The sequence below is a fragment of the Saezia sanguinis genome (assembly GCF_963921665.1).
Classification (GTDB): Bacteria; Pseudomonadota; Gammaproteobacteria; order Burkholderiales; family Burkholderiaceae_C; genus Saezia; species Saezia sanguinis.
On record NZ_CAWUGC010000012.1, the window covers coordinates 147,419 to 170,970 of the forward strand.

23 protein-coding genes are annotated in these 23,552 nt (G+C 53.5%); 17 read left to right on the forward strand and 6 right to left on the reverse strand.

All coding sequences use genetic code 11. The annotated features are described in order from the left end of the window. Positions 1–27 precede the first annotated feature (27 nt). Entirely contained in the window at positions 28–2,349 is a 2,322-nt protein-coding gene (gene lptF / locus AACY98_RS07465) for an LPS export ABC transporter permease LptF (protein ID WP_339803531.1), read from the reverse strand. Between the two features lie 32 nt (positions 2,350–2,381). On the opposite strand from lptF, the gene AACY98_RS07470 reads away from it, so the two are divergent. From AACY98_RS07470 to hemL, 7 genes are all read left to right on the forward strand, one after another. Beyond that, positions 2,382–3,926: a leucyl aminopeptidase gene (locus AACY98_RS07470; protein ID WP_423817552.1), complete on the forward strand. Its 1,545-nt coding sequence runs from the start codon at positions 2,382–2,384 to the stop codon at positions 3,924–3,926. A 139-nt stretch (positions 3,927–4,065) separates the two neighbouring features. Beyond that, positions 4,066–4,488, forward strand: coding sequence for a DNA polymerase III subunit chi (locus AACY98_RS07475; RefSeq protein WP_339803536.1), 423 nt, complete (start codon positions 4,066–4,068; stop codon positions 4,486–4,488). Further along, positions 4,485–5,126 carry a hypothetical protein gene (locus AACY98_RS07480; RefSeq protein WP_339803540.1) on the forward strand — a complete coding sequence of 214 codons (642 nt, stop codon included), beginning with the start codon at positions 4,485–4,487 and terminating at the stop codon, positions 5,124–5,126. Before AACY98_RS07475 ends, AACY98_RS07480 begins: the two co-directional genes overlap by 4 nt. A gap of 300 nt (positions 5,127–5,426) precedes the next feature. After that, positions 5,427–5,684 carry a YjhX family toxin gene (locus AACY98_RS07485; protein WP_126977247.1) on the forward strand — a complete coding sequence of 86 codons (258 nt, stop codon included), beginning with the start codon at positions 5,427–5,429 and terminating at the stop codon, positions 5,682–5,684. Between the two features lie 320 nt (positions 5,685–6,004). After that, positions 6,005–7,006, forward strand: coding sequence for a glutamyl-tRNA reductase (gene hemA / locus AACY98_RS07490; protein ID WP_339803543.1), 1,002 nt, complete (start codon positions 6,005–6,007; stop codon positions 7,004–7,006). Positions 7,007–7,091: 85 nt separating this feature from the next. After that, positions 7,092–8,081 (forward strand): porphobilinogen synthase, encoded by a 990-nt coding sequence (gene hemB, locus AACY98_RS07495; RefSeq protein ID WP_339803546.1) that lies wholly within the window; start codon positions 7,092–7,094, stop codon positions 8,079–8,081. Next, on the forward strand, positions 8,081–9,373 hold the full coding sequence (gene hemL / locus AACY98_RS07500; protein ID WP_339803548.1) for a glutamate-1-semialdehyde 2,1-aminomutase: 1,293 nt from the start codon (positions 8,081–8,083) through the stop codon (positions 9,371–9,373). Before hemB ends, hemL begins: the two co-directional genes overlap by 1 nt. Before the next feature lie 146 nt (positions 9,374–9,519). Here the strand turns inward: hemL and AACY98_RS07505 are convergent, their stop codons facing one another. Continuing rightward, complete coding sequence (locus tag AACY98_RS07505) at positions 9,520–10,386, reverse strand: hypothetical protein (protein WP_339803551.1); 867 nt, start codon at positions 10,384–10,386, stop codon at positions 9,520–9,522. Positions 10,387–10,601: 215 nt separating this feature from the next. Here AACY98_RS07505 and xerD point away from each other — a divergent pair, with 215 nt between their 5' ends. From xerD to AACY98_RS07540, 7 genes are all read left to right on the forward strand, one after another. Then, a complete protein-coding gene (xerD, locus tag AACY98_RS07510; RefSeq protein ID WP_339803554.1) occupies positions 10,602–11,558 on the forward strand; it encodes a site-specific tyrosine recombinase XerD in 957 nt (318 codons plus the stop codon). Positions 11,559–11,694: 136 nt separating this feature from the next. Beyond that, positions 11,695–12,063, forward strand: a complete 369-nt coding sequence (rpsF, locus tag AACY98_RS07515) for a 30S ribosomal protein S6 (protein ID WP_126977257.1) — start codon at positions 11,695–11,697, stop codon at positions 12,061–12,063. Between the two features lie 29 nt (positions 12,064–12,092). After that, on the forward strand, positions 12,093–12,416 hold the full coding sequence (priB, locus tag AACY98_RS07520) for a primosomal replication protein N (protein ID WP_339803557.1): 324 nt from the start codon (positions 12,093–12,095) through the stop codon (positions 12,414–12,416). 91 nt (positions 12,417–12,507) lie between these two features. Then, the gene (gene rpsR / locus AACY98_RS07525; RefSeq protein ID WP_126977259.1) at positions 12,508–12,795 is read left to right on the forward strand and encodes a 30S ribosomal protein S18; all 288 of its coding nucleotides are present in this window, start codon (positions 12,508–12,510) and stop codon (positions 12,793–12,795) included. An 11-nt stretch (positions 12,796–12,806) separates the two neighbouring features. Further along, positions 12,807–13,262, forward strand: a complete 456-nt coding sequence (gene rplI, locus AACY98_RS07530; RefSeq protein WP_339803560.1) for a 50S ribosomal protein L9 — start codon at positions 12,807–12,809, stop codon at positions 13,260–13,262. Between the two features lie 276 nt (positions 13,263–13,538). Next, the gene (gene dnaB / locus AACY98_RS07535; protein WP_126977263.1) at positions 13,539–14,933 is read left to right on the forward strand and encodes a replicative DNA helicase; all 1,395 of its coding nucleotides are present in this window, start codon (positions 13,539–13,541) and stop codon (positions 14,931–14,933) included. A gap of 46 nt (positions 14,934–14,979) precedes the next feature. Next, positions 14,980–15,840 (forward strand): fumarylacetoacetate hydrolase family protein, encoded by an 861-nt coding sequence (locus tag AACY98_RS07540; protein WP_339803565.1) that lies wholly within the window; start codon positions 14,980–14,982, stop codon positions 15,838–15,840. Here AACY98_RS07540 and mnmC read toward each other — a convergent pair. The 3 genes from mnmC to AACY98_RS07555 form a co-directional block, all read right to left on the reverse strand. After that, entirely contained in the window at positions 15,837–17,789 is a 1,953-nt protein-coding gene (gene mnmC, locus AACY98_RS07545) for an FAD-dependent 5-carboxymethylaminomethyl-2-thiouridine(34) oxidoreductase MnmC (RefSeq protein ID WP_339803568.1), read from the reverse strand. The genes AACY98_RS07540 and mnmC overlap by 4 nt on opposite strands. Before the next feature lie 247 nt (positions 17,790–18,036). Beyond that, the gene (locus AACY98_RS07550) at positions 18,037–18,675 is read right to left on the reverse strand and encodes an RluA family pseudouridine synthase (RefSeq protein WP_339803571.1); all 639 of its coding nucleotides are present in this window, start codon (positions 18,673–18,675) and stop codon (positions 18,037–18,039) included. Between the two features lie 80 nt (positions 18,676–18,755). Next, positions 18,756–20,588 carry a glutamine--tRNA ligase/YqeY domain fusion protein gene (locus tag AACY98_RS07555; RefSeq protein ID WP_339803574.1) on the reverse strand — a complete coding sequence of 611 codons (1,833 nt, stop codon included), beginning with the start codon at positions 20,586–20,588 and terminating at the stop codon, positions 18,756–18,758. A gap of 363 nt (positions 20,589–20,951) precedes the next feature. Between AACY98_RS07555 and AACY98_RS07560 the strand changes: the two genes are divergently transcribed. From AACY98_RS07560 to AACY98_RS07570, 3 genes are all read left to right on the forward strand, one after another. Next, positions 20,952–21,329: a hypothetical protein gene (locus AACY98_RS07560; RefSeq protein ID WP_339803576.1), complete on the forward strand. Its 378-nt coding sequence runs from the start codon at positions 20,952–20,954 to the stop codon at positions 21,327–21,329. Between the two features lie 567 nt (positions 21,330–21,896). Further along, positions 21,897–22,232 (forward strand): hypothetical protein, encoded by a 336-nt coding sequence (locus AACY98_RS07565; protein WP_339803579.1) that lies wholly within the window; start codon positions 21,897–21,899, stop codon positions 22,230–22,232. 163 nt (positions 22,233–22,395) lie between these two features. Then, the gene (locus tag AACY98_RS07570) at positions 22,396–22,734 is read left to right on the forward strand and encodes a hypothetical protein (RefSeq protein WP_339803582.1); all 339 of its coding nucleotides are present in this window, start codon (positions 22,396–22,398) and stop codon (positions 22,732–22,734) included. Between the two features lie 154 nt (positions 22,735–22,888). Here the strand turns inward: AACY98_RS07570 and AACY98_RS07575 are convergent, their stop codons facing one another. Then, entirely contained in the window at positions 22,889–23,419 is a 531-nt protein-coding gene (locus AACY98_RS07575; RefSeq protein WP_339803584.1) for a hypothetical protein, read from the reverse strand. Positions 23,420–23,552 lie beyond the last annotated feature (133 nt).

Consider the following 23,552-nt stretch of genomic DNA (forward strand, 5'->3'; position numbering starts at 1 on the left):
GCATCAAAAATAAACGAAGCGCCAGGGTTAACGGTTACGCACCAGCCAGGTAAACGTTGCCAGAGATGCAATCAGGTATATCAAACTGGGCGCACCGGCAGAGATGAAGGGGGGCCAATGGTTCAGTTGTCCCAGGTGGCCGAACATGCTGTTAATGACCACAAAGCTGATACCGATCATGATGCCGCCAAAGACTTTGGTGCTGATGCCACCTGATCTGAAATGCAGGTAGGCAAACGGCAATGCCAGCATGACCATGACCAGGCACGAGAACGGATACAGTATTTTTTGCCACAGCAAAAAGGAAAAAGAGTTCGCATCCTGCGCATTGTCCGTCAGATGGCCAATGTAGCGGTAGAGTGCCCATATCGACATGCCATTATCTTTTTGTGTGGCAATGGACACCACCTCGGATGCCAGGTTGTTTTTCCAGACGATGTTTTGCTCTTGCAGGTCTTCAATATGGGCTTCAGGTGTTCCCGGGTCAACCAGCGTTGAACGGGTGGCGTTTTCTAAAGTCCAGGTGCCATTGTCGTTGATCGTTCCTGTTGGGGCGCTGGTCCAGGTAACCAGTTGATTGTCGCCGTTAAAGGCATACAGGTTGATATTAACCAGCGCATTATCCGAGGTCTGGAAAACGCTGACCGCATACGAATACTGGTCGTCACGGTCTTTCAGCCAGGCTGCCCGCAAGGTTTTGATTGTGCTTTCAAAGTGCCCTTGAGACAGGTAGAACTTTTCCATGAACTGATTGGACAGCCGGTTCACCGCCGGATTGATCACGTCTCCCAGCAAAAAGGTCAGTATGGCACCAGCCAGCCCGACGCCAGCCAGCAGTTTCAGGGCTCTGCTGGGGGACAGGCCGCTGGTTCGCAGGATGGTAAATTCTGAGCTTTGCGCCATGCGTGAAAGCACAAAAATGGTACCAATGAGAACCACAATAGGCATCAGCTCGTATAAATGCCCAGGAACCAGAAAAAGGCTGCGCACGACCACATGGTGGAACTGGTAGCCTTTGCGTCCCATGTCGCCCATGTCCTCAATGAAGTCAAAAAAGAAAAAGAGTGCCAGAAAACCCAGTGCAACCAGTATGATGGCAGAAGCGATTTCTGCATAAAACAGGCGCCGCACTGTATACAGCGGCCCCCAGCCGCCTAACCGTTTTTTGGCTTTGGGCGCTGCTGATGCAGCGTCTTTATCCTTTTGCGCTGCGGAAGTGCTTTTGCCGGATTTTTGCCGCGCACGGCGTACGCTCAACCAGGGAAAGAGTACCCAGCCGTTCTGCCGCTTGAGCATAAAAAACAGGGCAATGGCAAACATGGTTCCATGGATAACCAGCATGACAGGCAGCAGGGAGTATCTGCCGCTGCTGATCCAGCTTTGCCCCAGATTGATCAGGTTGAAGTAAATGACAAATGTCAGCAGGGCATATAGCAGGTTGGTGTTGCGCCCGGTACGCGGGTTAGCGTGTCCCAGCGGAATGGCGATCAAAATCAGATTGATCGTGCCCAGAATCAGGCCCAGGCGCCACGAGAGCTCACCCATGTTGGGCGCTGTTGGGTCCATCAACAGGGTTTCAGTCGAGAGCTCTTTGGCTTTTTGATTCGGGTTGGTGATGGCTTTGCCATCGGTGATGAGCGCGGCATAGGTGTCAAATGTCAGCAGTGTGCGCATCTGGGTGGTGTTGTTGAACTCCAGTTGCTGCCCGTTTGTGAGCACCAGAAACCGGTCGCTGTCACGGGTTTCCACATGCGCAGTCTGAGCCGTGGTGATTGAGCGTTTGTTGTTTTCGATGTCGTTGGTATATAAAAAGACGTTTTTGCCCTGTGGGTATTCAACTTCGTTTTGCGCTTTGCTTTGCTGTTCAATGAAAACAACATGTTTGCCGCTGGTTGAAAGCTGGAACTGGCCCGGTTGAATGCGGCTGATTTCACTGCGTTGCTGAAACTGCAGGCCGATATTGGTGATTTGCGAATTGGTCCATGGCCAGACAAACAGCATCAAAACAACAATGCCCGCCACAATCGGCCAGCTGAACAGCATGATGGGTTTGATCAGGCGTGGCAGTCCTGCCCCTGCGCTTTGCCAGATAATCATTTCACTGTCGCGGTACATTCGCGACAGGACGAATACAATAGTGATAAACAAGGCCAAGGAGAGCAGGAAAGGCATGTATCCGAGCATCACATAACCCAGGACAATCATCACGTCCTGAGGGGATACTGAGCCTTTGGAAGCCATGGAGAGTGTGCGGATAAGCATGACCGTAATCACAATGGTCAGCAGCACGACTAAAGTAGCGGCATAGGTTCTGGCGAGCTCTTTGCGGATTGAGGAATTAAATAGCATCCGTTGATGTTTGTATAGAAAGCAAATTTATGATGAATTTAGACTTTTCAGTCGGTTCGGTTCAACAAGTGAACCAGATAAATACAGAAGCCCTTATTATCCCCATTCCAGACAATGCGCAAAGGCAATATGCCCTTAAAAGCATTTCGGTTGATGTTTATGCCCACATGGAAGCAGCACTCCAAGATGGTGATTTTAAGACAAGCGCCGGATATTGTCTCCTGTTACGTCGGCTGCCGGAACTCAAGGCCCCCAGGCTGTTGCTGGTAGGTGCCGGAGGGGCCAGTCCTAAAGAAATGGGTAAGGCCATAGCCTCAGCGGTGCAGGAGCTGAAAAAGCGTGGTGTGGCAAAAGCGGTTCTGTGCCTGGAGTGTGTGAACAGCGTGGACGCGCAGATGGTGGAAAGAATGGTGCTTGCCGCAGCAGACGCGGCCTATGAGTACCGTTTGACAAAAAGTGTGAAAGAAAAGAAACGCGCATTGACCAGCCTGCAGTTCGTTGGTGCGGATCTGGCTGTGTTAAAACAGGGCGTGTCCCAGGGGGCCTCCATGGCAGAAGGGGTGTTCTGGGCTAAAGAGTGGGGCAACCGCCCGGCTAACCACGCCACACCCACAATGCTGGCACAGGCCGCCCAGAAGCTGGCTAAATCCTCTGCGAAGATTTCAACCCAGGTTATGGGGCCTAAAGAGGTTGAGAAGCTGGGCATGGGTGCTTTGATGGCAGTAGCCCAGGGCTCCGCACAGCCGCTGCGTTTCATTGTGATGAAGTACCAGGGCGCAGCCGCCAGTGCAGCGCCGGTTGTGCTAGTAGGCAAGGGCATTACGTTTGATGCAGGCGGTATTTCATTGAAGCCTGCTGCCGGCATGGACGAAATGAAGTTTGACATGTGCGGCGCTGCCAGCGTATTGGGTGTATTTGCAGCCTTGGCGCAGCTTAAACCTAAACTGAACGTGGTCGGGCTGATTGCCAGTTGTGAAAATCTGCCCGATGGCAAGGCGGTGAAGCCCGGCGATGTGGTGACCAGCATGTCGGGCCAGACCATTGAAATCCTGAATACCGATGCCGAAGGCCGTTTGATTTTGTGTGACGCTTTGACTTTTGCAGAGCGTTTGCAGCCTCAGGCGGTTGTCGACATTGCCACGCTCACCGGTGCTTGCGTGGTTGCGCTGGGGAAAGTCAACAGCGGTTTGTTCAGCAACAATGAACACCTGCAAAATGAACTGTACAGCGCAGGTGTACAGGCAGGAGACCCGTGCTGGCCGCTGCCGATGGATGATGACTATGCCGACGCCCTGAAAAGCAACTTTGCCGATGTGGCCAATGTGGGGGGGCGCGATGGGGGTGCCATTACAGCGGCCATGTTCCTCAAGCGCTTTGCTGCGGCTTATGACTGGGCCCATCTGGATATTGCAGGAACATCCTGGAAGAGTGGTGCTCAGAAGGGAGCAACGGGACGACCGGTGCCGTTGTTAATCCATTTCCTGCTGAACCGCAGTGCACAAGCCGTGCAGCCGGAAGTGAAACCGCGTGCCAAGCGGGCCAAATCCAGATCCGGCAAAACATCTGGGCGTGTATAAAGTCTCTTTTGGTTGGTTTTTACAGGCATTTACATGAAAAATGCACGAATCCGGTGCGTGACACACGGGTGTATGTGCCTGTATGATAAGGGATGTAATGTGCTGGTTTTGAGCGTATGGTGCAGGGATACCGTCTGATATGACAAATGTGGCGTTTCATTTTAATGTGCTGGACAAAGTAGCCTATGCGTGCCGCTTGCTGCGCAAGGCGACCAAGCAGGGTGCCAAAATCACTGTCACAGGCGATGAGCATTTGCTGACGTTGCTGGATGACACTTTATGGACATTTGACCAGCTTGAGTTTTTGCCCCACTGCAGTGCTTCAGCCGCCCCGGCGATGCTGGAGCGTACGACCATTGTATTGACTCCTGATGCGCGTCAGTCGCCTCACGCTGATGTGCTGGTGAATCTGGGGTTTGGCATGCCCGATGGTTTTGAACGTTATCTGCGGCTGATTGAACTGGTTGGTACCGATATGTCTGACCGTACACCGGCCCGCCAGCGCTGGCGGCATTACAGTTCCAGAGGTTATCCTATTCAGACGTATGAGGTTAATGCATGAGTGCGGAACCAGATAGAAAAGCAGGCAAGTTCATCCCGACACTGACGGAAGTGATTTCTTCTCCCAAACAGATGGATCTGACTTTGCAGAAGGAAGAAGATCGTGAGCCCGGGCTGGAGAGCAGTCAATCTGCGCCCGCTCCGGCGATGGCAAAAGAAGAGCGCAAAGAGCCTCTGAGCAGTTTCTGGAGCCCCGGGGGAAGCCCCCGCAAGACCGGCCCCGGGGTGGTCAATGTTTTTCCCGATGCAGCATCGGCTGTGTCTCCGGCCTCTCCGCAGCCCGCAGCGCCAAGCGCTCAGACGCGGCCGGAACCCATGTTGGATGACGAGGCGCTGATGGCGGTGCCGCAGGCACAGAATGTGTTTTCGCCCTTGTCACGCAATCCAGCCGCGGCGCCGGACTCTTTGCGCCCGAGCGATCTGATGCTGGTCGCGCTGTCCGAGCGCATTTCTGCCAAAGCCAAGGCGCGTATTGAGCAGAGCATTGAGCAGCACATTCAGGAGCGGATTTTTCCGTTGCTGGATACATTTGCCGAGCATCTGATTTCGCACATTCAGGATGATCTGCTGAAGATCATGCGGGAGGGTATTGCAGAGGCCACCCGTGAGGAGCTGGAACGGTTGCGGCAGAAGAATTAAAGAGGGAAAGAGGGCACAGGAGGTTCGGTGCCGTTTCCCATCTAACATAAAAAGACATGGCGAATGGATGAAACTGCTTGGAATTATCTGTAGACGTGATAAAATTCCCGGCAGAGATCTGCGCCATGCAGTTTCTTTATTATTCATCTGAAAGGTTTGGATGTTGGAGCATGTAGTAATCAGATAACCGAAACTCGGCAACAGAGTTTTCCGGTTATCGAATGCATATGAATCAGTGGCGAGGCGCCTGGTGGCGTTACGCCTTGTTTGCATACACGATTACTACAGCAGGTTTCCAATATGAACGTATCCAAACTGGAACAACGTACCTTACATGCTTTGGCCAAAGGCGGTCGTATTGTCCATTTCCGTGATGATTCCGGTCGGGTGACAGAAGTCGAATGCTATACCCGTGAGGGCATGATACTGACCGACTGCACACTGGCGGTTTTTAAAAAACTCAGAACCAAGCGGTTAATTCGTTCTCAAGATGGTCATCCTTACCGCATATCGGCTGCCGGCCTGAAAGCTGTCAGGCCTCAGCTTGATAACCAGTAGAGCTGATGTTCCAAAAGGCAGCCACATGGCTGCCTTTTATTTTTTATGCTGGCTTTATACCGATGCTTAAAGCATGGATAAATGCTTAGAGGGGGCGCTGCTGCAATTTAATGTTGCGGGCGGGCCGCGGGGGCAGCAGGAGTCAATAAAACCGCGGTTGCAGTGGTAATGGCACAAGTATAGAATCGGGAACCAGACAGCATACCTGCATGCACGCAGTCAAAAAAATATAAAAGACATGGAGACAATGGGCTGTCCAAAGCTGAAGTACCCACGAGAAACGTTCCGTCAAATTGGAGGACGATGTCTTGAATATTTTCATGGCAGGAGTCGATTACAAAACAGCCAGCCTTTCTGTCAGGGAGAGGTTTTCTTTTTCAGATGAGGCTGTTCAAAAACATGTTCAGCAGATAGCCCGACAAGCAGGTGTGCAGGGGTGTCTGTTGCTTTCAACCTGTAACCGCACCGAGTTGTATCTGTCCTGCGGGGACGACTTTTCGCCGGATGCTGCGGCCATGCTGTGCAGTCTGGTGGATTTGCCGGTGGATGCATACCGCCCTTATTTCACCAGTTGCCAGGGGCATGATGTGCTCATGTATCTGATGCAACTGGCCAGCGGGTTGCAGTCACAGGTCAGAGGTGAAAATCAGATCCTGGGGCAGGTCAAGGCGGCTGTGGTGGTTGCACGCGAAGCCGGCGGCATGGACGCCGTTTTGGAAACGGTGTTTCGCAATGCCATCAGCGCAGGGAAAAGAACACGTACGCTGGTCGCGCTGAACCCGGTGGATGTTTCTGTAGCCCAATGCGCTGTGCAGGCATTGGCAGGCCATGCCGGCACGCTCTCAGGAAAGCAGGCCATTGTGATTGGCAATGGCGAGGTTGGCCGGACCGTGGCCGATATGCTGTTGAAGCAGGGGTGTCAGGTCACCGCGACGTTTCGTTTTCACAGGCAGGCGCAGGCCCATGTTTTGCAGGGTTGCCGGATGATTCCGTTTGAAGAACTTTACAGCGCTGTCAATGATTGCGACATTCTGGTCAGCGCAACCAGCAGCCCGCACTATGTGGTGGAAGCTGAAAAGCTGGCGGCCTGCCAAAGGAGGCCGCGTTATCTGGTGGATCTGGCGGTACCGCGCGATATTGAACCCGAAGCCGTGAATCTGCCTGGGGTTGCCCGGTACTGGAATGTGGATACCTTGCCCAAAGCTGTGGTTGATGCGCAGGACAAGCAAAAGATATCTGCGATCCGCAGTATTCATGAAGAATATCTGGCCCGTTTTCAGCAGTGGTATGTGTATCGCGAGCGGTTGCGGGCTTCTTCATAAGACGTTCCATATGTGTTGGATGTGTTCTGGCTTTCTGACGGTGACGGAAAACCAGGCATGATGATTGATGCTGAAGGAATCATGAATGAATGATGGTTTACTGAAACGCCCCAGGCGGTTGCGCAGCACACCGGCGATGCGCCGGATGGTGCGGGAAACCCGGCTCAGTCCGGACAGCCTGATCTGGCCTTTGTTTGTGAAAGAAGGGCAAGGGATTAAAACGGAAATACCTTCCATGCCGGGGCAGTACCATTACAGTGTGGATCGTTTGGGCGAGGCAGTACAGACGGCGCTGGATGCCGGTGTCGGGCGTGTGCTGCTGTTTGGTTTGCCGCAGGACAAGGACGAGCAGGGCACGGGTGCCTGGGTGGATGATGGCATTGTGCAGCGCGCCATTCGGGAGCTGCGGGCGCACTTTCCTGATGTGATGATTGTGACCGATGTGTGTCTGTGTGAATACACGTCGCATGGACACTGTGGTGTACTGCATGGGGAAACGGTGGATAACGATGAAACGCTGCCCCTGTTGGTACGTACCGCCGTATCGCATGCGCGGGCAGGCGCTGATGTGGTGGCCCCTTCCGACATGATGGATGGGCGTGTTGCAGCTATCCGGCAGGGGCTGGACCAGCAGGGCTTTAGCACAACGCCCATCATGAGCTATGCTGCCAAATATGCATCAGCCTTTTACGGGCCGTTTCGGGAGGCGGCTGATTCTGCGCCGGCCTGTGGCGACCGCAGGGGCTACCAGATGGATATGCACAATCACAAAGAAGCGCTGCAGGAGGCACTGCTGGACACGCAGGAAGGTGCCGATATTCTGATGGTGAAACCCGCGCTTGCCTATCTGGACATCATCAAGGAAGTTGCCGCACACACCCTGCTGCCGGTGGCTGCCTACAGCGTGAGCGGTGAATACGCGATGATCAAGGCCGCAGCAGCGGCAAAACTCATTGATGAATACCAGGTGATGTGCGAGAGCGCTGTCAGCATTTTCCGGGCCGGAGCGGATATCCTGATCACTTACCATGCATTGGAGCTGGCACAGGCCATGCAAAAAGGAGATATTGGCTGATGATGCAAACGACACAGTCACAGCGTTTATATGCGCAGGCCAAGCAGTTGATTCCAGGCGGTGTTAACAGTCCGGTGCGGGCATTTGGCTCTGTTGGGATGGAGCCGCTGTTCATTCGGAAAGCGAATGGCGCCATCATTGAAGATGTGGACGGGAACAGCTATCTTGATTATGTCTGCTCATGGGGGCCGATGATTCTGGGGCATGCGGTGCCTCAGGTTGTTGAGGCGGTTGCACAAGCCGCGCAGAACGGGTTGAGTTTTGGCGCCCCCAATGCGCTGGAAGTGGAAGTGGCGCAGACGGTGGTGGAGATGACCGGCATGGAGATGGTGCGCATGGTCAACTCGGGTACCGAAGCGGTCATGAGTGCACTGCGGCTTGCCAGAGGCGTGACTGGCCGCAATAAAGTCATTAAATTTGAAGGCTGTTACCACGGGCATAGCGACAGCATGCTGGTGAAGGCGGGGTCTGGTGCTTTGACCAGCGGCCAGCCCAGCAGTGCCGGCGTACCGGTGGCGGCCGTGGCTGACACGCTGACCGCTCAGTACAACGATCTGGCCAGCGTTGAGAAGATTTTTGCGCAATATCCTGGCGATGTTGCTGCGCTGATAGTGGAGCCGGTGGCTGCCAACATGGGGGTGGTGCTGCCGCAGGCCGGTTTTTTGCAGGGCTTGCGTTCTTTATGTGACCGCTATGGTGCGTTGCTCATTTTTGATGAGGTGATTACCGGCTTCCGGCTGGCACCAGGCGGGGCACAGGCATACTTTGGGGTCATGGCCGATCTGGTGACATACGGCAAAATCATTGGCGGTGGTTTGCCGGTGGGCGCCTATGGCGGCCGGCGCGATCTCATGGCGCAGGTGGCGCCCAGCGGCAAGGTGTATCAGGCCGGCACACTTTCCGGCAACCCGGTTGCGATGGCGGCCGGGCTGTGCCAGTTGAAATTGCTTCGTGCCGGGGCGGAAAGCATTTACCCTGCAATCGAAAAAACAACTGCCTATCTGGCGCAGGAAATGCGCCGGATCGCGTCCAATGCGGGTGTGGCCGCGCAGGTGAATCAGATCGGCTCATTGTGTTGTGTATTTTTTACCGAACAGCCGGTCACATCGTATGCAGGTGCCGTGTCTGCCGATACCCTGCGTTTTGCGGCTTATTTCAGAGGCATGTTGCAACGTGGAATTTATCTGGCGCCGTCGCAGTTTGAGGCAATGTTCATCAGCACGGCGTTAACGCCTGAAATGGTTGAAAAAACGCTTGTTGCATTTAAGGATACTTTGGCAGAGCTTGCCTGAGTGCGTTGTTTTGTCAGTTTCGATGGTTGTGGTTGTTCCTAATTTTTGTGTCGATGATGAGGCGCTTTCGGATTCGTGCAATTCGCGTACATCGTTGCTGGCTGAGATCCAGTTGCTCGAAACAGAAAAAAGTGAATCAACGCATGTTAAAGACGCAGTTCCTGCATCAGATGACGTAACCATGGCTCTTTGACCGCAGGTTGCTGGCCGAGCAGCGTGATGAGGTGGTTACGGTCTTCACGTGACTGGCCGCGCATAAACAGGGCATAAGCGTAACGCAGTGCGGCAATGTGTTCGTCGCTGTGTGTCGGGTGGGCCAGTTCCTCCTGTCCCCAGTGCGCCGGGCGGTAAGAAGGGGTCAGTTTGTGCTGGGTGCCTCCCAGTTCTGACCAGAAATGCCGGTCAATGGAGATGTTTTTGACGGCATCCGTTTCCAGCAGACTGGCCCATTCAGCATGCTGCTGCCAGCGCCAGGTGTTAGGGCTGTTGTGCGTGCGTAAAGTGATGCCGACAAGGCGTATACGCCGCTGCACGGCATTCCAGTCAAAGCGGATTTCTTTGCACCAGCGATGCAGCAGCATGATCAGGCGTGAAAACGTGTCGCCGGAATCAACCAAATCGACAAATGCCACAGGATAGTCTTGTGTGGCAATCTCTTGCGGGGAGAGTCCCAGACTGTGCAGGTATGCGCGCATGGCAGGAATGGCCTGAGGGTATTCTTTCTGAATGTCTGCTTCAGCCTGATAGCGCATGGAAAAGTGCAGCAGTGTCAGCCGATCTGACCAGCTTGTTTTCAGCAGCAGGCCGCTTAAATAATCGAAAAAGTTTTCCGGTGAGCGCCCAACAAATACCAGATGGCTGTCACCCGCATAGGCGATGATTTTGGCACAGGTCGGCAGCATCTCTTCATGCATTGGCACACAAGCGGGCGCTGTATCCTGAGACAACAGCTTTCCTAACTGTTCCTGGCGTGAAATGTTCCAGCGGAAGGGTTTTTCGTATGTGTGTGTCATGGTTGATGTGGTTGTGGCTTTTGCGCTTTCAAGGGGGCAGCCTGAGTGAAGCGTTAAACGGCTATTTTAAAGGCACATGATGTATCTGCCGTAAATTCTGACTGCGCTGCAAGCAGCAGAAAGGGATGGGTCTGCGGCCAGCGCCAAGGGTAAATTGCCGTAAGCTGTAAAATGGCAGGTGGGTACTGCCAATAGTCAATAGTACAACACAACAAATGCCTCGTTTGCTCTCGTCATCCTCCAATTCTCGTGCGTCCGCTTTATTGCCGCAGCAGTCACAGCAGGCGATTGACCTGTTTTTGGATGCGCTGTGGTTGGAGGATGGTTTATCAGCCAATACACTGGCCGCCTACCGCAGGGATTTGACCTTGTATGCCGATTGGCTGGCCAGTCATCATGCGCAAAAGGTTCTGGATGATACGCAGGAGGCGCATCTGCAGGCGTATGCTGCGGTTCGCCATGCCAATTCAAAAGCGACCAGTGCCAACAGGCGCCTGACGGTATTCAGGCGCTATTTTCATTGGGCAGCCAGAGAGCACCGCATTCAGGTAGACCCAACCTTGCGCCTGTTGCCTGCCAAACAGGCCATGCGGGTGCCCGGCACGCTGACGGAAGCGCAAGTGGAGTCTTTGCTGGACGCGCCCGATGTACAAAGTGAACTGGGGCTGCGTGACCGTACCATGCTGGAGCTGATGTACGCCAGCGGTTTGCGTGTGAGTGAACTGGTCAAGCTCAAGATTTTTGAGGTGGGCCTCAATGAGCATGTTTTGCGCATCACTGGTAAGGGTGACAAGGAGCGCCTGGTACCTTTCGGCCTGGAGGCGGCCACCTGGTTGCAGCGTTATATGCAGGAGGCCAGGCCTGTTTTGCTGAAAGGCCGTGCGTCTGACGCGCTGTTTGTGACCGGGCGCATTGACGGCCTGCAGGGTATGACCAGGCAGATGTTCTGGGTGATTATCCGCAAATATGCGCTTCAGGCAGGCATACGGGAGCATTTGTCTCCACATACCCTGCGTCACGCGTTTGCAACGCATTTGCTGAACCATGGGGCCGATTTACGTGCGGTGCAGATGCTGCTGGGGCATGCCGATATTTCAACCACTCAGATTTATACCCATGTGGCGCGTGAGCGGCTCAAACAATTGCACGCCCGGCACCACCCGCGCGGCTGACTTCCATTCAGGCAAAATCTGGTATATAATCAAAAGCTTCCCTTGCCACACCGGTTTGGCAGTGCGGTCTTATATGGCCAACTGTATACACAGCCAAGACGCTTGCCGGGTGGCTTTTATCCATAAGGAGTTTTACATGCGTCATTATGAAATTGTGCTCCTGATCCACCCGGATCAAAGCGAGCAAGTGCCAGCCATGGTTGAGCGCTATAAAAGCATGATCACCGCTGATGGTGGTCAGATTCACCGTTACGAAGACTGGGGCCGTCGTCAACTGGCCTATCAGATCCAGAAGCTGGCTAAAGCCCATTACATCTGCATGAACATTGAATGTTCACAGCACGTGCTTGATGAGCTGGAACACGCTTTCCGCTTTAACGATGCTGTTTTGCGCCACCTGACCGTGCGCAAGGAAACCGCTGAAACAACACCTTCTTCGATGATGAAGGTTGTGGAGCGCGAAGAAGCACGCAAAAATACCCAGCAGGAATCTGCTGCCAACTGATTTTCTGTAAGAAAGGTCAAGCGGCAGGCGTGAACGCGATTGATACCATCGGCCCAGGTCAGGGCGTCAATCAGTGTCATCTGCAGGCCCGCATTGAAAGTCTGGGATCCGACCGATATACCCCCGCAGGGATACTGGCACTGGATCTGGTTTTGGCCCATCAGTCCAGCCAAATGGAGTTGGGAAGTTCAAGACAGGTGGTACTTTCAATCAAGGCGGTGGCTTTTGGCGAAGTTGCACAGAAGCTGCGTTTGGCAGATATGCAAAGTGTTTATGTGTTTGATGGTTTTTTAGCCTCCCGGGGCCGGACACAACAGGTTATTTTGCATATTTCAGATTTTCAGTCGATTTGATATTGGGAATGCAGGGTAAACGGGTTATGCACATGGTGCAACGCTTATCTTCGCTTAGAGTCAGATTTAACATTCAGGAGTCCATTTGATTATGGCTTTCACACGTAACAACAAATTTAATAAGGACCGCAAGGTCAAACGCAATCAGCAGTCACTGCTGTTCCGCCGTAAACGTTTCTGCCGCTTTACGGTGGCTGGCGTTAAGGAAATTGATTACAAAGACATTGATACGCTGCGTGATTTCATCGGCGAAAACGGAAAAATCACCCCGGCCCGTCTGACCGGCACACGTGCCATTTATCAGCGCCAGCTTAATACGGCGATCAAACGTGCACGTTTCCTGGCACTGATGCCTTATACCGATCTGCACAAGTTCTGAGGAGTACAAGCATGCAAGTTATTTTGCTCGATAAAATTCATCACCTCGGTAACCTGGGTGACATCGTTAAGGTCAAGGACGGCTACGCCCGTAACTACCTGATTCCTCAGGGTCAGGCACGCCGTGCTACGGCTGGTGCGATCAAAGAGTTTGAAGCGCGCCGCGCAGAACTGGAAAAAGCTGCTGCCGAAAGACTGGCCGCTGCCCAGACGCTCAGCGAGAAGATTCATGGTACATCGGTGACCATCAAACAGAAAGCCGGTGTAGACGGCCGCCTGTTTGGCTCTGTGACCAATTATGACATCACTGCCGCCTTGCATGAGCAAGGGTTTGCCGATGTGCATAAATCACAGATCCGTATGCCTAACGGTCCGCTGAAGGCGATTGGTGAGTACGATGTGGTGGTTGCACTGCATGCCGATACCACGTCTGATCTGAAAGTGATCATTGTTGCTGAAACCGATTAATCTGCAACTGGTTCAAATACCAGGCAGGTGATTTCATCTGTTTCACACTGGAAAACCGGCTTTTCGTAAGCCGGTTTTTCTTTTGAGCTGGTGGCGGGTTCATGTTTACCTGTGTTTGACAAGGTTGTTTAAATTGCGTGGGGAAGGGAAAAACCTTCTCAACAATAGGCACCTGTTGCCCTACCGCTTAAATGTCATGGTAAAGTGAGCAATGCATGAGCCCCGGTGTGGGCAATGCATGTGATAATGCATTGTTTTTAAAGGTTTTTTGTTTTTATGTCTGCTGTTTATCCTGAATCAGCCTCACCTTCAATGGATATGGATGTTGCGCAATTGCGTGTGCCGCCGCATTCGATTGAGGCCGAGCAGAGTGTGTTGGGCGGTTTGCTGGTTGAAAATGATGCCTGGGACCGTTGCGGTGACCTGATCAGTGAAAATGATTTTTACCGTTATGAGCACCGGCAGATCTTTTCGGCCATTGCACAGTTGATCAACGCCAGCAAACCGGCTGATGTCATTACCGTTTTTGAGCATTTGCAGAATCTGGGCAAGGCAGAGGAATGCGGCGGACTGCCTTATTTGAATGCGCTGGCGCAAAGCGTGCCCAGTGCGGCCAATATCCGCCGTTATGCAGAGATTGTGCGCGAACGGGCGATTCTGCGCAAGCTGGTGGCTGCCAGTGATGAGATTGCCACCAATGCCATGAGCCCGCAGGGGCGGCCGGTCGCGCAGATTCTGGATGATGCAGAACAGAAGATCTTCGGTATTGGCGAAGAAGGTTCACGCATGAAAGCCGGTTTTCAGTCGATGGACAAGCTGGTGGTGGACCTGCTGGACCGTGTTACTGAAATGGCTGAAAACCCCAATGATGTCACCGGCGTGCACAGCGGGTTTTATGACTATGACCGCATGACCGCTGGCATGCAGCCGGGCGACCTGATTGTGCTGGCGGCACGTCCCTCGATGGGGAAAACGGCGCTGGCGCTCAATATTGCCGAGCATGTTGCGGTAGAGGAGCGGTTGCCGGTTGCGGTGTTTTCGATGGAAATGGGCGCTGCGCAGTTGACGCTGCGTCTGGTCGGTTCGCTGGGGCGTATTGACCAGGGCAATCTGCGCACTGGAAAGCTGCGCAATGATGAATGGGCACGCCTGTCGGAAACGGTAGAGAAAATGCGTGACATTGATATGTTCATTGATGAAACGCCCGGCCTCACACCCAGCGAGCTGCGTGCCAATGCGCGGCGGCTGGCGCGTAAATTTGGTCGGCTGGGGCTGATTGTGGTGGACTATCTGCAACTGATGAGTGGTTCGTCCGGCGGAGGTGATGAAAACCGTGCCACAGAGTTGGGTGAAATTTCCCGTGGCCTGAAATCGCTGGCCAAAGAGCTGCAATGCCCGGTGCTGGCACTGTCGCAGTTGAACCGCAGTGTGGAGCAGCGAACCGACAAGCGACCTATGATGAGCGACTTGCGTGAATCGGGCGCGATTGAGCAGGATGCCGACGTGATCATCTTCATTTACCGTGATGATTATTACCATAAAGAGCAGTCCAAAGACCCCGGCGTGGCGGAAATCATCATTGCCAAGCAGCGTAACGGCCCTACCGGTACCGTGCGTCTGGCGTTCCTGAAACCGCTGACGCGGTTTGAGAACCTGGCGGAAGATGTCTAAGGCTACTGACCAAGCCTGCAAATCGATGATGGATAGGGGCTGAAAGATGAAACTGCTGCGTGTTGGGATGTCTGGTTTTGAAAAACCCGCGTTGCTTGATGAGCAGGGCGCATTGCGGGATCTTTCCGGCGTGATCGGAGATGTTTGCGGGCAGTGGCTGCTGCCTGAGGTGCTGGAACGTTTGCAGGCGCTAAACCCGGAGATGCTGCCGGTATTGCCTGCAGATCAATTGCGCGTTGGCCCGTGTGTAGGACAGGTGGGCAAGCTGATCTGTATTGGCCTGAATTACAGTGACCATGCGGCAGAAACCGGTGCAGCCGCACCTGATGAGCCGGTGATTTTCGGTAAATGGACCAGTGCCATCACCGGGCCTTATGATGAGGTTCACATACCGCGTGGTTCCACCCATACCGACTGGGAGGTCGAACTGGGTGTGGTAATCGGCCAGCCGGGCCGTTATATCGAGGAAGAAAATGCGCTGGCGCATGTGGCTGGTTATTGTGTGGTGAATGATATTTCCGAACGGGAATATCAGATGCGCCGCGGCGACACCTGGGATAAGGGCAAAGGTTGTGATACGTTTGCACCGATTGGGCCATGGCTGGTAACGGCAGACGAGGTGCCTGACCCGCAGCAACTTTCGATCTGGCTGGAGGTGGATGGCAAGCGCTATCAGGACGACACAACAGCCAATATGATTTTTAAGGTGCCTTATCTGATCAGCTACGTCAGCCAGTTCATGAGCCTGCAGCCCGGCGATATCATTGCCACCGGCACGCCGCCCGGGGTGGGGCTGGGGCAGAAACCACCGGTGTTTTTACAGCCGGGGCAGATCATGCGACTTGGCGTCCAGGGGCTGGGCGAACAGCGGTTGACAGTGGTTTCAACGCCGCTGACCGGGGATTAAGTCGCCTCGTCTGCCGAGGTGGCCTGGCGTTTTTGCCTGAGCGTAAACCGTGCCGGCAGCAGCGCCTGCGCCAGTTGCTGAGGTAATGGCCAGGGCTCACGGCACATCATGCTGGCGAGCAGCTCTGCGCATAATGCGCCCGCGCTTAAACCTCGTGAGCCCAGTGCAGTCAATACATACAGCCCGGGTAGCACAGGGATTTCGGTATTCATGACGCGCCGGGCATCCAGCGCTGCCAAGGCGTTCCAGTCGGGTACGGCACCGACCATGGGCATGTGGTCGGCTGAGGTACAGCGTACTTCTACAAAAGCGTTCAGTTGCTGTTGTTCAAACTGGGGCTGCAGCGCATGCGCAGCCTGTGGTGAGAGGTTGCGCAGTTTTTCAAAATTTTCCTGATGGCTTGCGGGCAGTACATCCAGGGTCTGGCAGTCATGCTGGAAGGTGGAGCCCATGCTCCATGACCAGCCGGCATCGGCCCGTAGCGGCAGCAGAAAATGCCCGTTGCCGGTGCGCGCATCGGGTAATGATGCAGGGGCAGCGGCATTTTCCAGTCCCAGCGTAATCTGCCCGCGGTTGGGGGTGATGCGGTCATTTTCTAGCTTGCATAAGGGCAGGCTGCCCATGGCGGCGGCCACGACCACATGGGGAGACTGGGCACAGATCTGCCCATGCTGGTCCCGCAGTTGCCATAAGCCTGTTTGTGTGCGTTCAAGCGCTGTGACGGTGGTATTCCACTGGCACTCAATACCTGACGTGTGGGCCAGTAATGCATTGATGAGCGCCGGCCCTTCGACCCGCATGCCGTGGAGAAAGCGCCGGCACGGCTGGTTTTCATCTGTGGTTGCTGGAGAAAACAGCATTTGCCCGAGATTGCCCCAGCTTTGAGGGATGAGGGCATCTTCAGCGCGTTCAACAATCTGCTCTACCGGCGTGTCGCTCCAATAAGTGGAGGGCAGTTTACAGGCGGTAATGAGGTATTTCATCCATGCCGCACCTGCACGTGTCAGGCGTGAGAGCAGCGCATCATCGGACGAAATATGCGGCAGGCCCAGCCCTATGGGCAGGCCAGAAGCACCTTGCGCCGGTCCGGATGCCTTGTCAATCAGACGCACTTTCCAGCCACGCCGCGCCAGTGACCAGCAGGCGCTGGCACCGGCAATGCCAGCACCTATCACAATGGCTTCGCGCTGCTCGGTTGTAATGCCTGCCTGCGTGCTGGGTTTGCGGCGTGAAATGGCATGTGGTTGGTAACTGCCAAGCAGACATTCTTTTTTGGGTGGCAAACCCGGCCGGCGTTCGGTTTGAAAACCTGCGCTTGCCAGATGGCGGCGCACATGGCCGGCAACGCTCCAGGTGGCAATCCGGGTTCCGGGGTGTGCCAGCCGGGCCAGAGCTTTCATGATCTCCGGGCTCCACAGATCCGGGTTTTTGGCTGGCGAAAAACCATCCAGATAAATGGCATCGGCAGACAGGTATAGCTGTTTGAGCAGTCCCTGTGCGTTGCCGATGGCCAGTGTCAGAATGATCTGGCCTGACTCGCCCTCGTCAAATTCAATGCGATGCAAACCGGGCAAGGGCAGTGGGTATTGCTGTGCCAAACGCTGGCCTAATGCCTGGAGTTCTGGAATATGGGCCACAGACTGGATGATGTCCTGCGGCGAAACCGGATATGCTTCAACCGAGACAAAGTGCAAGCGGCGGCATTGGCCGGGGTTGTTTTTCCAGCACAGCCAGGTGGCCAGAAAATTCAGCCCCAGACCAAAGCCGGTTTCCAGAATGGTCACGACGGGTTTTTGCTGCCATTGTTCAGGCAGCCCACAGCCATTTAAAAAAACGTGCTGCGCCTGCGGCAGAGCACCGCTGACACTGTGGTAGATGTCATCAAACTGTTCTGAGTGGGGATGCCCTTGAGGTGTCCATGTGACAGGGCTGGTGTTTGGAGCGTTCATGGCCATATGGTTCGGTGTAAGCATAGCATAATGCAGGGAAGTTGCCATGCGTTTGTTGATAAAGGTTAAACAGTGATGATCGAAACGGAGAAATTGTGTTTTACCCCTTTTCAGCGGATGATGCAGGCCGGCTTTTCCCCAATCTGTTGTTTATGGCTGTTTCAGGTGATGGGCTATAAGCTGAATAGTCAGACAGGCTATGCATTCAATCTCAGTGGTGCGCAGATCTTCAGGGCATGTGTGGTGATTAAAACTCTGCCAAGGCTTCAAACTGTATGTTTTGCTGTGTGACCGGGTGCACAAAAGCCAGACGCCATGCATGTAGCATCAGGCGCGGATAAGCATAAGCGTATTCGGGCGGGGCATACAGCGTATCGCCCAGAATGGGGTGGCCAATGGCTGCAAGATGTACGCGCAACTGGTGGCTGCGTCCTGTATGCGGCATCAGTTTTAAGGTGCTGAAATGGTGGCCCGGGCTGCGTTGAATGACTTCCCAGCGGGTGAGTGACGGTTTTCCATGCGGGTGGCTGACGATTTGGCGCGGGCGGTTTGGCCAGTCTTTTTGCAGCGGGAGGTTGATTTCTCCCTGATGGTCGGCCGGGCTGCCGGCAACCCTGGCCAGATAGGTTTTTTCAACCTGACGCTCTGCAAATGCCATGCTCAGTTGTCGCTGTACTTCAGCGTTGCGTGCCATCACGACCAGGCCGGATGTGGCCTGATCCAGCCGGTGTACTGTGAGCGTATTTGGAAATATAGCCTGCACAAGGCCGGCCAGATGGGGCTGGCTTTCATCCCGCCCGGGCACGCATAACAACCCGGCAGGTTTGTGAAGGATGAGCAACTGCTCATCGGAATAAATGATCACCGGGGCAGAGGTCATATGCATGGGGGCCGAAGATGACAATGCCCTGAATGGTTGGCACGGATTCAGGGCATGTCTGTTCTGGGCACAATAAGGTAATCAGATTACTTTTTCCAGTTGTCTTTCAGTGATGTGATGCGGTTAAAGACAGGGCCGGAAGCTGAATGCTCAACCCGGTCTGCCACAAAGTAACCATGCCGTTCAAACTGCAACCGTGTATCGGAGTCGACCATGGCTGCTTCAGGCTCAATATAGGCCTGCACAGTTTGCAGGCTGTCGGGGTTCATGCAGCTCAGAAAGTCTTTACCGCCGGCATCCGGATGTTCGTCCAGGAAGAGCCGGTCATACAAGCGCACAGTGGCCTGTACACCATCGGCCTGAGAAACCCAGGTAATGGTGCCTTTGACTTTCACCGCGTCAGCACCTGGTGTGCCGCTGAGTGTATCGGGCACCATGGTGGCCAGTACTTCAATTACACGGCCCTGATCATCCTTGACACAGCCGGTGCATTCGATGATACAGCCGTATTTCAGCCGCACCCGGTTGCCGGGGAACAGACGCCGGTATCCTTTGGGCGGTACTTCCTCAAAATCGGTGCGTTCAATCCACAGTTCGCGTGTCAGCTTGAAGTGGCGTGCACCGGCTTCTGGAGAAGCGGGCAGGCGCGGCGCTTCGCAGGCGACTTCGTGGCTGTCGCTGCCGAACAGTTCGGCCCAGTTGGTCAGTGTCAGTTTGACGGGTTCGAGCACCGCCATGGCGCGCGTGGCCTTGCTTTCCAGGTCGTCGCGCAAGGCGGTTTCCAGCACGCCGTAATCAATCCAGCTGGCGGCTTTGGACACACCGACGCGGTCACAGAACAGGCGGATAGATTCAGGCGTATAGCCGCGTCGGCGCAGGCCTACGAGTGTGGGCATGCGGGGGTCGTCCCAGCCGCTGACGAGTTGGTTTTCTACCAGTTGTTTCAGTTTGCGTTTGCTGGTTACAACATAAGTGAGGTTCAGCCGGGCAAATTCATATTGCCGGGGTTGAGGCTGTGCCAGCAGACCGCCAATGGTACGTCCATCAGGCAGGGTTATGGTTTCACACAGGCGCTGGATGATCCAGTCATAAAACGGGCGCTGGTCTTCAAATTCCAGCGTGCAAAAGCTGTGGGTGATCTGCTCCAGTGCATCTTCCAGCGGGTGGGCAAATGTATACATTGGATAGATGCACCATTTGTCACCGGTACGATGATGCTCGGCATGCTTGATGCGGTAAATGGCCGGATCGCGCATGTTCAGGTTGGGAGAGGCCATATCAATCTTGGCGCGCAGCACGGCAGCGCCATCAGGCAGTTTACCCGATCGCATGTCTTCAAAGCGGGCCAGATTTTCTGCCGGGGTACGGTCACGGTACGGGCTGTTTTTGCCAGGGGTTTTAAAGTCGCCACGGTTGGCGCGCATTTCTTCTGCCGACTGTTCATCTACATAGGCATAACCGGCTTCAATGAGAAAACAGGCGGCACGGTACATGAAGTCGAAATAGTCACTGGCAAAATACAGGTGAGATGTGTTGTGGGCCTGCCAGCCAAAGCCGAGCCATTGCACCAGGTCTTTGATCGACTCGACGTATTCAATATCTTCTTTTTCCGGGTTGGTGTCGTCAAAGCGCAAGTGGCACATGCCCGCATAGTCTTGCGCCATGCCGAAATTCAGACAGATACTTTTGGCATGCCCGACATGCAGGTAGCCGTTAGGCTCCGGCGGAAAGCGGGTACGGATTTTGGCCCAGTCCGGCTCGCCTTGTTGCTGGTGCTGCGCATCTCCGGGTGTGCCGGCAAAACGGCGCGTGGCATAAGTGCCCGCAGTCAGGTCCTGCTCGACAACCTGACGCAGAAAATTGGAGGTTTTGTTTTCTGTGTTTTCCACAGAGGCTGGCTTGAGATGTGTATCACCCATAATCATGATCAAAAAATCAGGGACAATCTTTAATTCTACCTTGTAGGCATGTTGTTGTGTGAATGGCCTGAATGGATATGGTTGAAATCAGGTGCTGCTTGACGATATGTAAATTTATGTAAAAGAGGCTATTTTCTTAAAAATTCCATGTAAAATGATGTGTAAATAGGTTATTGGATTGGAATTAGCCGCTTTGGAAAGGATTTTTGCACTTGCTCACTGGCACGGTAGCGGCAAGGGGGCTGCGATGAAGCAGGGAATTCCTTGGATTGAATCTGATCAGACAGACATAGGCATGCAGTTTGAACAGGGGTAGAAAGATTGTCGTTCTAAGCACCAAAGCAGTGTAGAAGGGGGATAAGGATGAAACTGAAAAAATTAGCAACCCGGGGTGTTGGTGCTGCATTATTTGTAGCGCTGAGTGCTTTTGCTGTGTTGGCCTCAGCTCAGAGCTTTGGTGTGATGCGCGAAAGCGGCAGTTCATCTGGTGTGATGCGCGAAAGTGGCAGTTCAGGTTCATCATCTTCAAGCTATGGCAGTAGTTCCGGCAGCAGTGGCTACCAGAATTATGGAAGATATGATGATTGGTGGCCGCCGGTAAATCCAAACGATTATCCGCCTGCTTATCCAGACTCAGGTAACGGGGGAAATTGGAATAATTCTTCCGGCGGGAGTGGGGGAAGCGGGGGTGGCTCTTCCGGGCGGACGGATTTTAGAGTGTTGCCATCGCCGCATCGCTAATTGGTTGTCAGGCTATTAGTATAGCCTTGGCAAGCCTTGAGAGAGGGAATGTATATGCAGACAGGCAGTTTTTTGAAATGGACGCAAAGCGCTTTTGTGCTGCTGATGCTATGTGCTGCAGGTTCATGGGCTAATGCGCAGAGCTTTGGCGTGATACGAGATGAAAGCTCCAGCTCCAGCAGCAACCGCTCTTCATCTTACGGAAATGTTTATACAGAGAGAAGTTACGGTGGGTCTTCAGGGTCTTTTTATGTGGATTCTGACGGGCGGTTCATGATTCAGGGGGGTACGTATTACCCTGGCTATGGTTATCCGGGGTATGCCAGGCCGCCCGGCTATTATGGGCCAGGTTACCATCATGGAAGGCCACCACACAGGCCGCCGCCGCAGTCGTCACAACCCAGGCCCCGTACAGATTTCAGGGCACTTCCATCCCCTCATGGGCGGTAATTGAATGAAAGCCATATGGCATAGCGTTGAGCCGGATTTTTTGGGTGGCAGGCACGATGCCAAAAGCAGGTTAAGTGGCAGTAAAACTAAAGGAGTCTGATGGTGAAAGGCACTGGTTTGACAAAAAAGCGATGCCTGGTGCTGAGCATCATCTGCTCTGCTGTCTGGCTGGTTGCTCCTGTTTATGCCCAGCATATTGGGACGATACAAGGCTACACAGGCAATGTGCGGTCTTCACCACCTTCTTCATCTTTTTCATCAGGCAGTTCATCGTCCGGGGCGGTCTCCAGCCCGAGCTATGGCAGCAGATACAACGACTGGGATTATGACCGTTGGTATAACTCTGACTGCTGTTATAACTTCTCTTATCCTGATAACAGCTCTAACTCCAAACCATCTCAATCAGACTCACCGCGCTCGGACTACAGGCGGCTGCCTTCTCCTCATAAATGATGCTGAAATGAGCATGGAGTAAAACACTGGCTGAAAATAGTTTTTATTCGCAACGTTCGCCAGGTTCTTCGTGTGCAGATTACAGATTATTGCCTGCATCAAAGCAAAAAAATGAGAAATTGCTCATGAACAAGGTCAAACTATTCTGGATGCCGGGGGGATTATGAAGCTTCGTATCGCTGTGTTTTTATTGGTTTCGATGGTTACCTTTTCTGTACAAGCACTGCAATGTGGTTTAGGTGTAGTTGGTCAGAGCCATCATGACGATCAACCGGGTGTCGGTGAGTGGGCCATGCTTGATGCAGGAGATGGTAATGTCAGAAGTTTTTCTTCTGCAAACAATCGTTCAGTCGATAAGACTCATCGTCTGGATGAGATCGGTGCCAGAAGTCTGATTGATCTTAAGGATAATTCATGGCAGCGCCCCACTTATGGGCCAAACGGAAATTACCGTGGAACACCTTCATCCCCAGTCAGAAGAAGTTTTAACCACCTGCCCTGAGATGTTTTGAGTCGTCATATTAGAAAACAGGTGGAGTTGAGCTGATTGATTTTTACAGACAGCAGAAATGTAAACGGCCTGAGTACTCAGGCCGTTTTAAACATCTATGCGGAGTATTTGCAGGCAGTTCGAATGATTCCTTATTCTTGCGCTTTCAACTGCTTTGAAGGGACGGGTTTATCGGCGCTGATGCGTCCTTGCCCAACTCAACGGTGAACTGGTTCCCGCCGTCATAATTGAACAAAAAGAACTCATCATCTTTCATAAACGGGCTGATATTCTGGGGTTCAAGGGGATAGTTTGTCAGCAAGAATCCTTGCTCAGTCAGCAATTGCGCAGCAGATTTTTGTCCGCTGTTTGCAAGTGCCTGCCCTAATGCAGCAACCAGAAAACCGCCTGTAGTGATTGGGCCGGGGTACAACTGTAAAAATTGAAAAAAGGTAGGGCCGCGTGAGCGGTTGTATGTCACATATTCAGGGCCGAATAAAAGGATTAAAGCCCCCACAACAATGGTTAAAATGCCGATGCCGCTGATGATTGTGCCAAGGGTTGCTGTACCGCTAGAGGGATTTTCTGGAAGGTTGGCAGACAGGTAATCCTGATAGGCCTGATTGAAGCCTGGCACATTGATTTTAGTTGGCAGTGCGCTGGCATCAAATTGAATTGAACGGTTATTATTATCCATGTATGTCAGGGGGTAAATTTGCAGTACGGGCCAGTCTATCGGCAAACATGGTGTGTGACAAGTTTCATGTGCAAAAGCCTGAGATGGATGCTGTCCATCTCAGGCTTAAAGCAGGATTTTAGTGTAGAGCTAA

Coding starts and splice junctions, on each gene's coding strand:
- AACY98_RS07570 (WP_339803582.1), top strand. CDS start 22,396: ATGAAGCTTCGTATCGCTGTGTTTTTATTGGTTTCGATGGTTACCTTT.
- AACY98_RS07555 (WP_339803574.1), bottom strand. CDS start 20,588: ATGGGTGATACACATCTCAAGCCAGCCTCTGTGGAAAACACAGAAAAC.
- AACY98_RS07575 (WP_339803584.1), bottom strand. CDS start 23,419: ATGGATAATAATAACCGTTCAATTCAATTTGATGCCAGCGCACTGCCA.
- xerD (WP_339803554.1), top strand. CDS start 10,602: ATGCCTCGTTTGCTCTCGTCATCCTCCAATTCTCGTGCGTCCGCTTTA.
- hemL (WP_339803548.1), top strand. CDS start 8,081: ATGATGCAAACGACACAGTCACAGCGTTTATATGCGCAGGCCAAGCAG.
- AACY98_RS07470 (WP_423817552.1), top strand. CDS start 2,382: ATGAATTTAGACTTTTCAGTCGGTTCGGTTCAACAAGTGAACCAGATA.
- AACY98_RS07485 (WP_126977247.1), top strand. CDS start 5,427: ATGAACGTATCCAAACTGGAACAACGTACCTTACATGCTTTGGCCAAA.
- AACY98_RS07550 (WP_339803571.1), bottom strand. CDS start 18,675: ATGCATATGACCTCTGCCCCGGTGATCATTTATTCCGATGAGCAGTTG.
- dnaB (WP_126977263.1), top strand. CDS start 13,539: ATGTCTGCTGTTTATCCTGAATCAGCCTCACCTTCAATGGATATGGAT.
- AACY98_RS07480 (WP_339803540.1), top strand. CDS start 4,485: ATGAGTGCGGAACCAGATAGAAAAGCAGGCAAGTTCATCCCGACACTG.
- rplI (WP_339803560.1), top strand. CDS start 12,807: ATGCAAGTTATTTTGCTCGATAAAATTCATCACCTCGGTAACCTGGGT.
- lptF (WP_339803531.1), bottom strand. CDS start 2,349: ATGCTATTTAATTCCTCAATCCGCAAAGAGCTCGCCAGAACCTATGCC.
- AACY98_RS07505 (WP_339803551.1), bottom strand. CDS start 10,386: ATGACACACACATACGAAAAACCCTTCCGCTGGAACATTTCACGCCAG.
- rpsR (WP_126977259.1), top strand. CDS start 12,508: ATGGCTTTCACACGTAACAACAAATTTAATAAGGACCGCAAGGTCAAA.
- hemB (WP_339803546.1), top strand. CDS start 7,092: ATGAATGATGGTTTACTGAAACGCCCCAGGCGGTTGCGCAGCACACCG.
- mnmC (WP_339803568.1), bottom strand. CDS start 17,789: ATGAACGCTCCAAACACCAGCCCTGTCACATGGACACCTCAAGGGCAT.
- AACY98_RS07560 (WP_339803576.1), top strand. CDS start 20,952: ATGAAACTGAAAAAATTAGCAACCCGGGGTGTTGGTGCTGCATTATTT.
- AACY98_RS07540 (WP_339803565.1), top strand. CDS start 14,980: ATGAAACTGCTGCGTGTTGGGATGTCTGGTTTTGAAAAACCCGCGTTG.
- hemA (WP_339803543.1), top strand. CDS start 6,005: ATGGCAGGAGTCGATTACAAAACAGCCAGCCTTTCTGTCAGGGAGAGG.
- AACY98_RS07475 (WP_339803536.1), top strand. CDS start 4,066: ATGACAAATGTGGCGTTTCATTTTAATGTGCTGGACAAAGTAGCCTAT.
- rpsF (WP_126977257.1), top strand. CDS start 11,695: ATGCGTCATTATGAAATTGTGCTCCTGATCCACCCGGATCAAAGCGAG.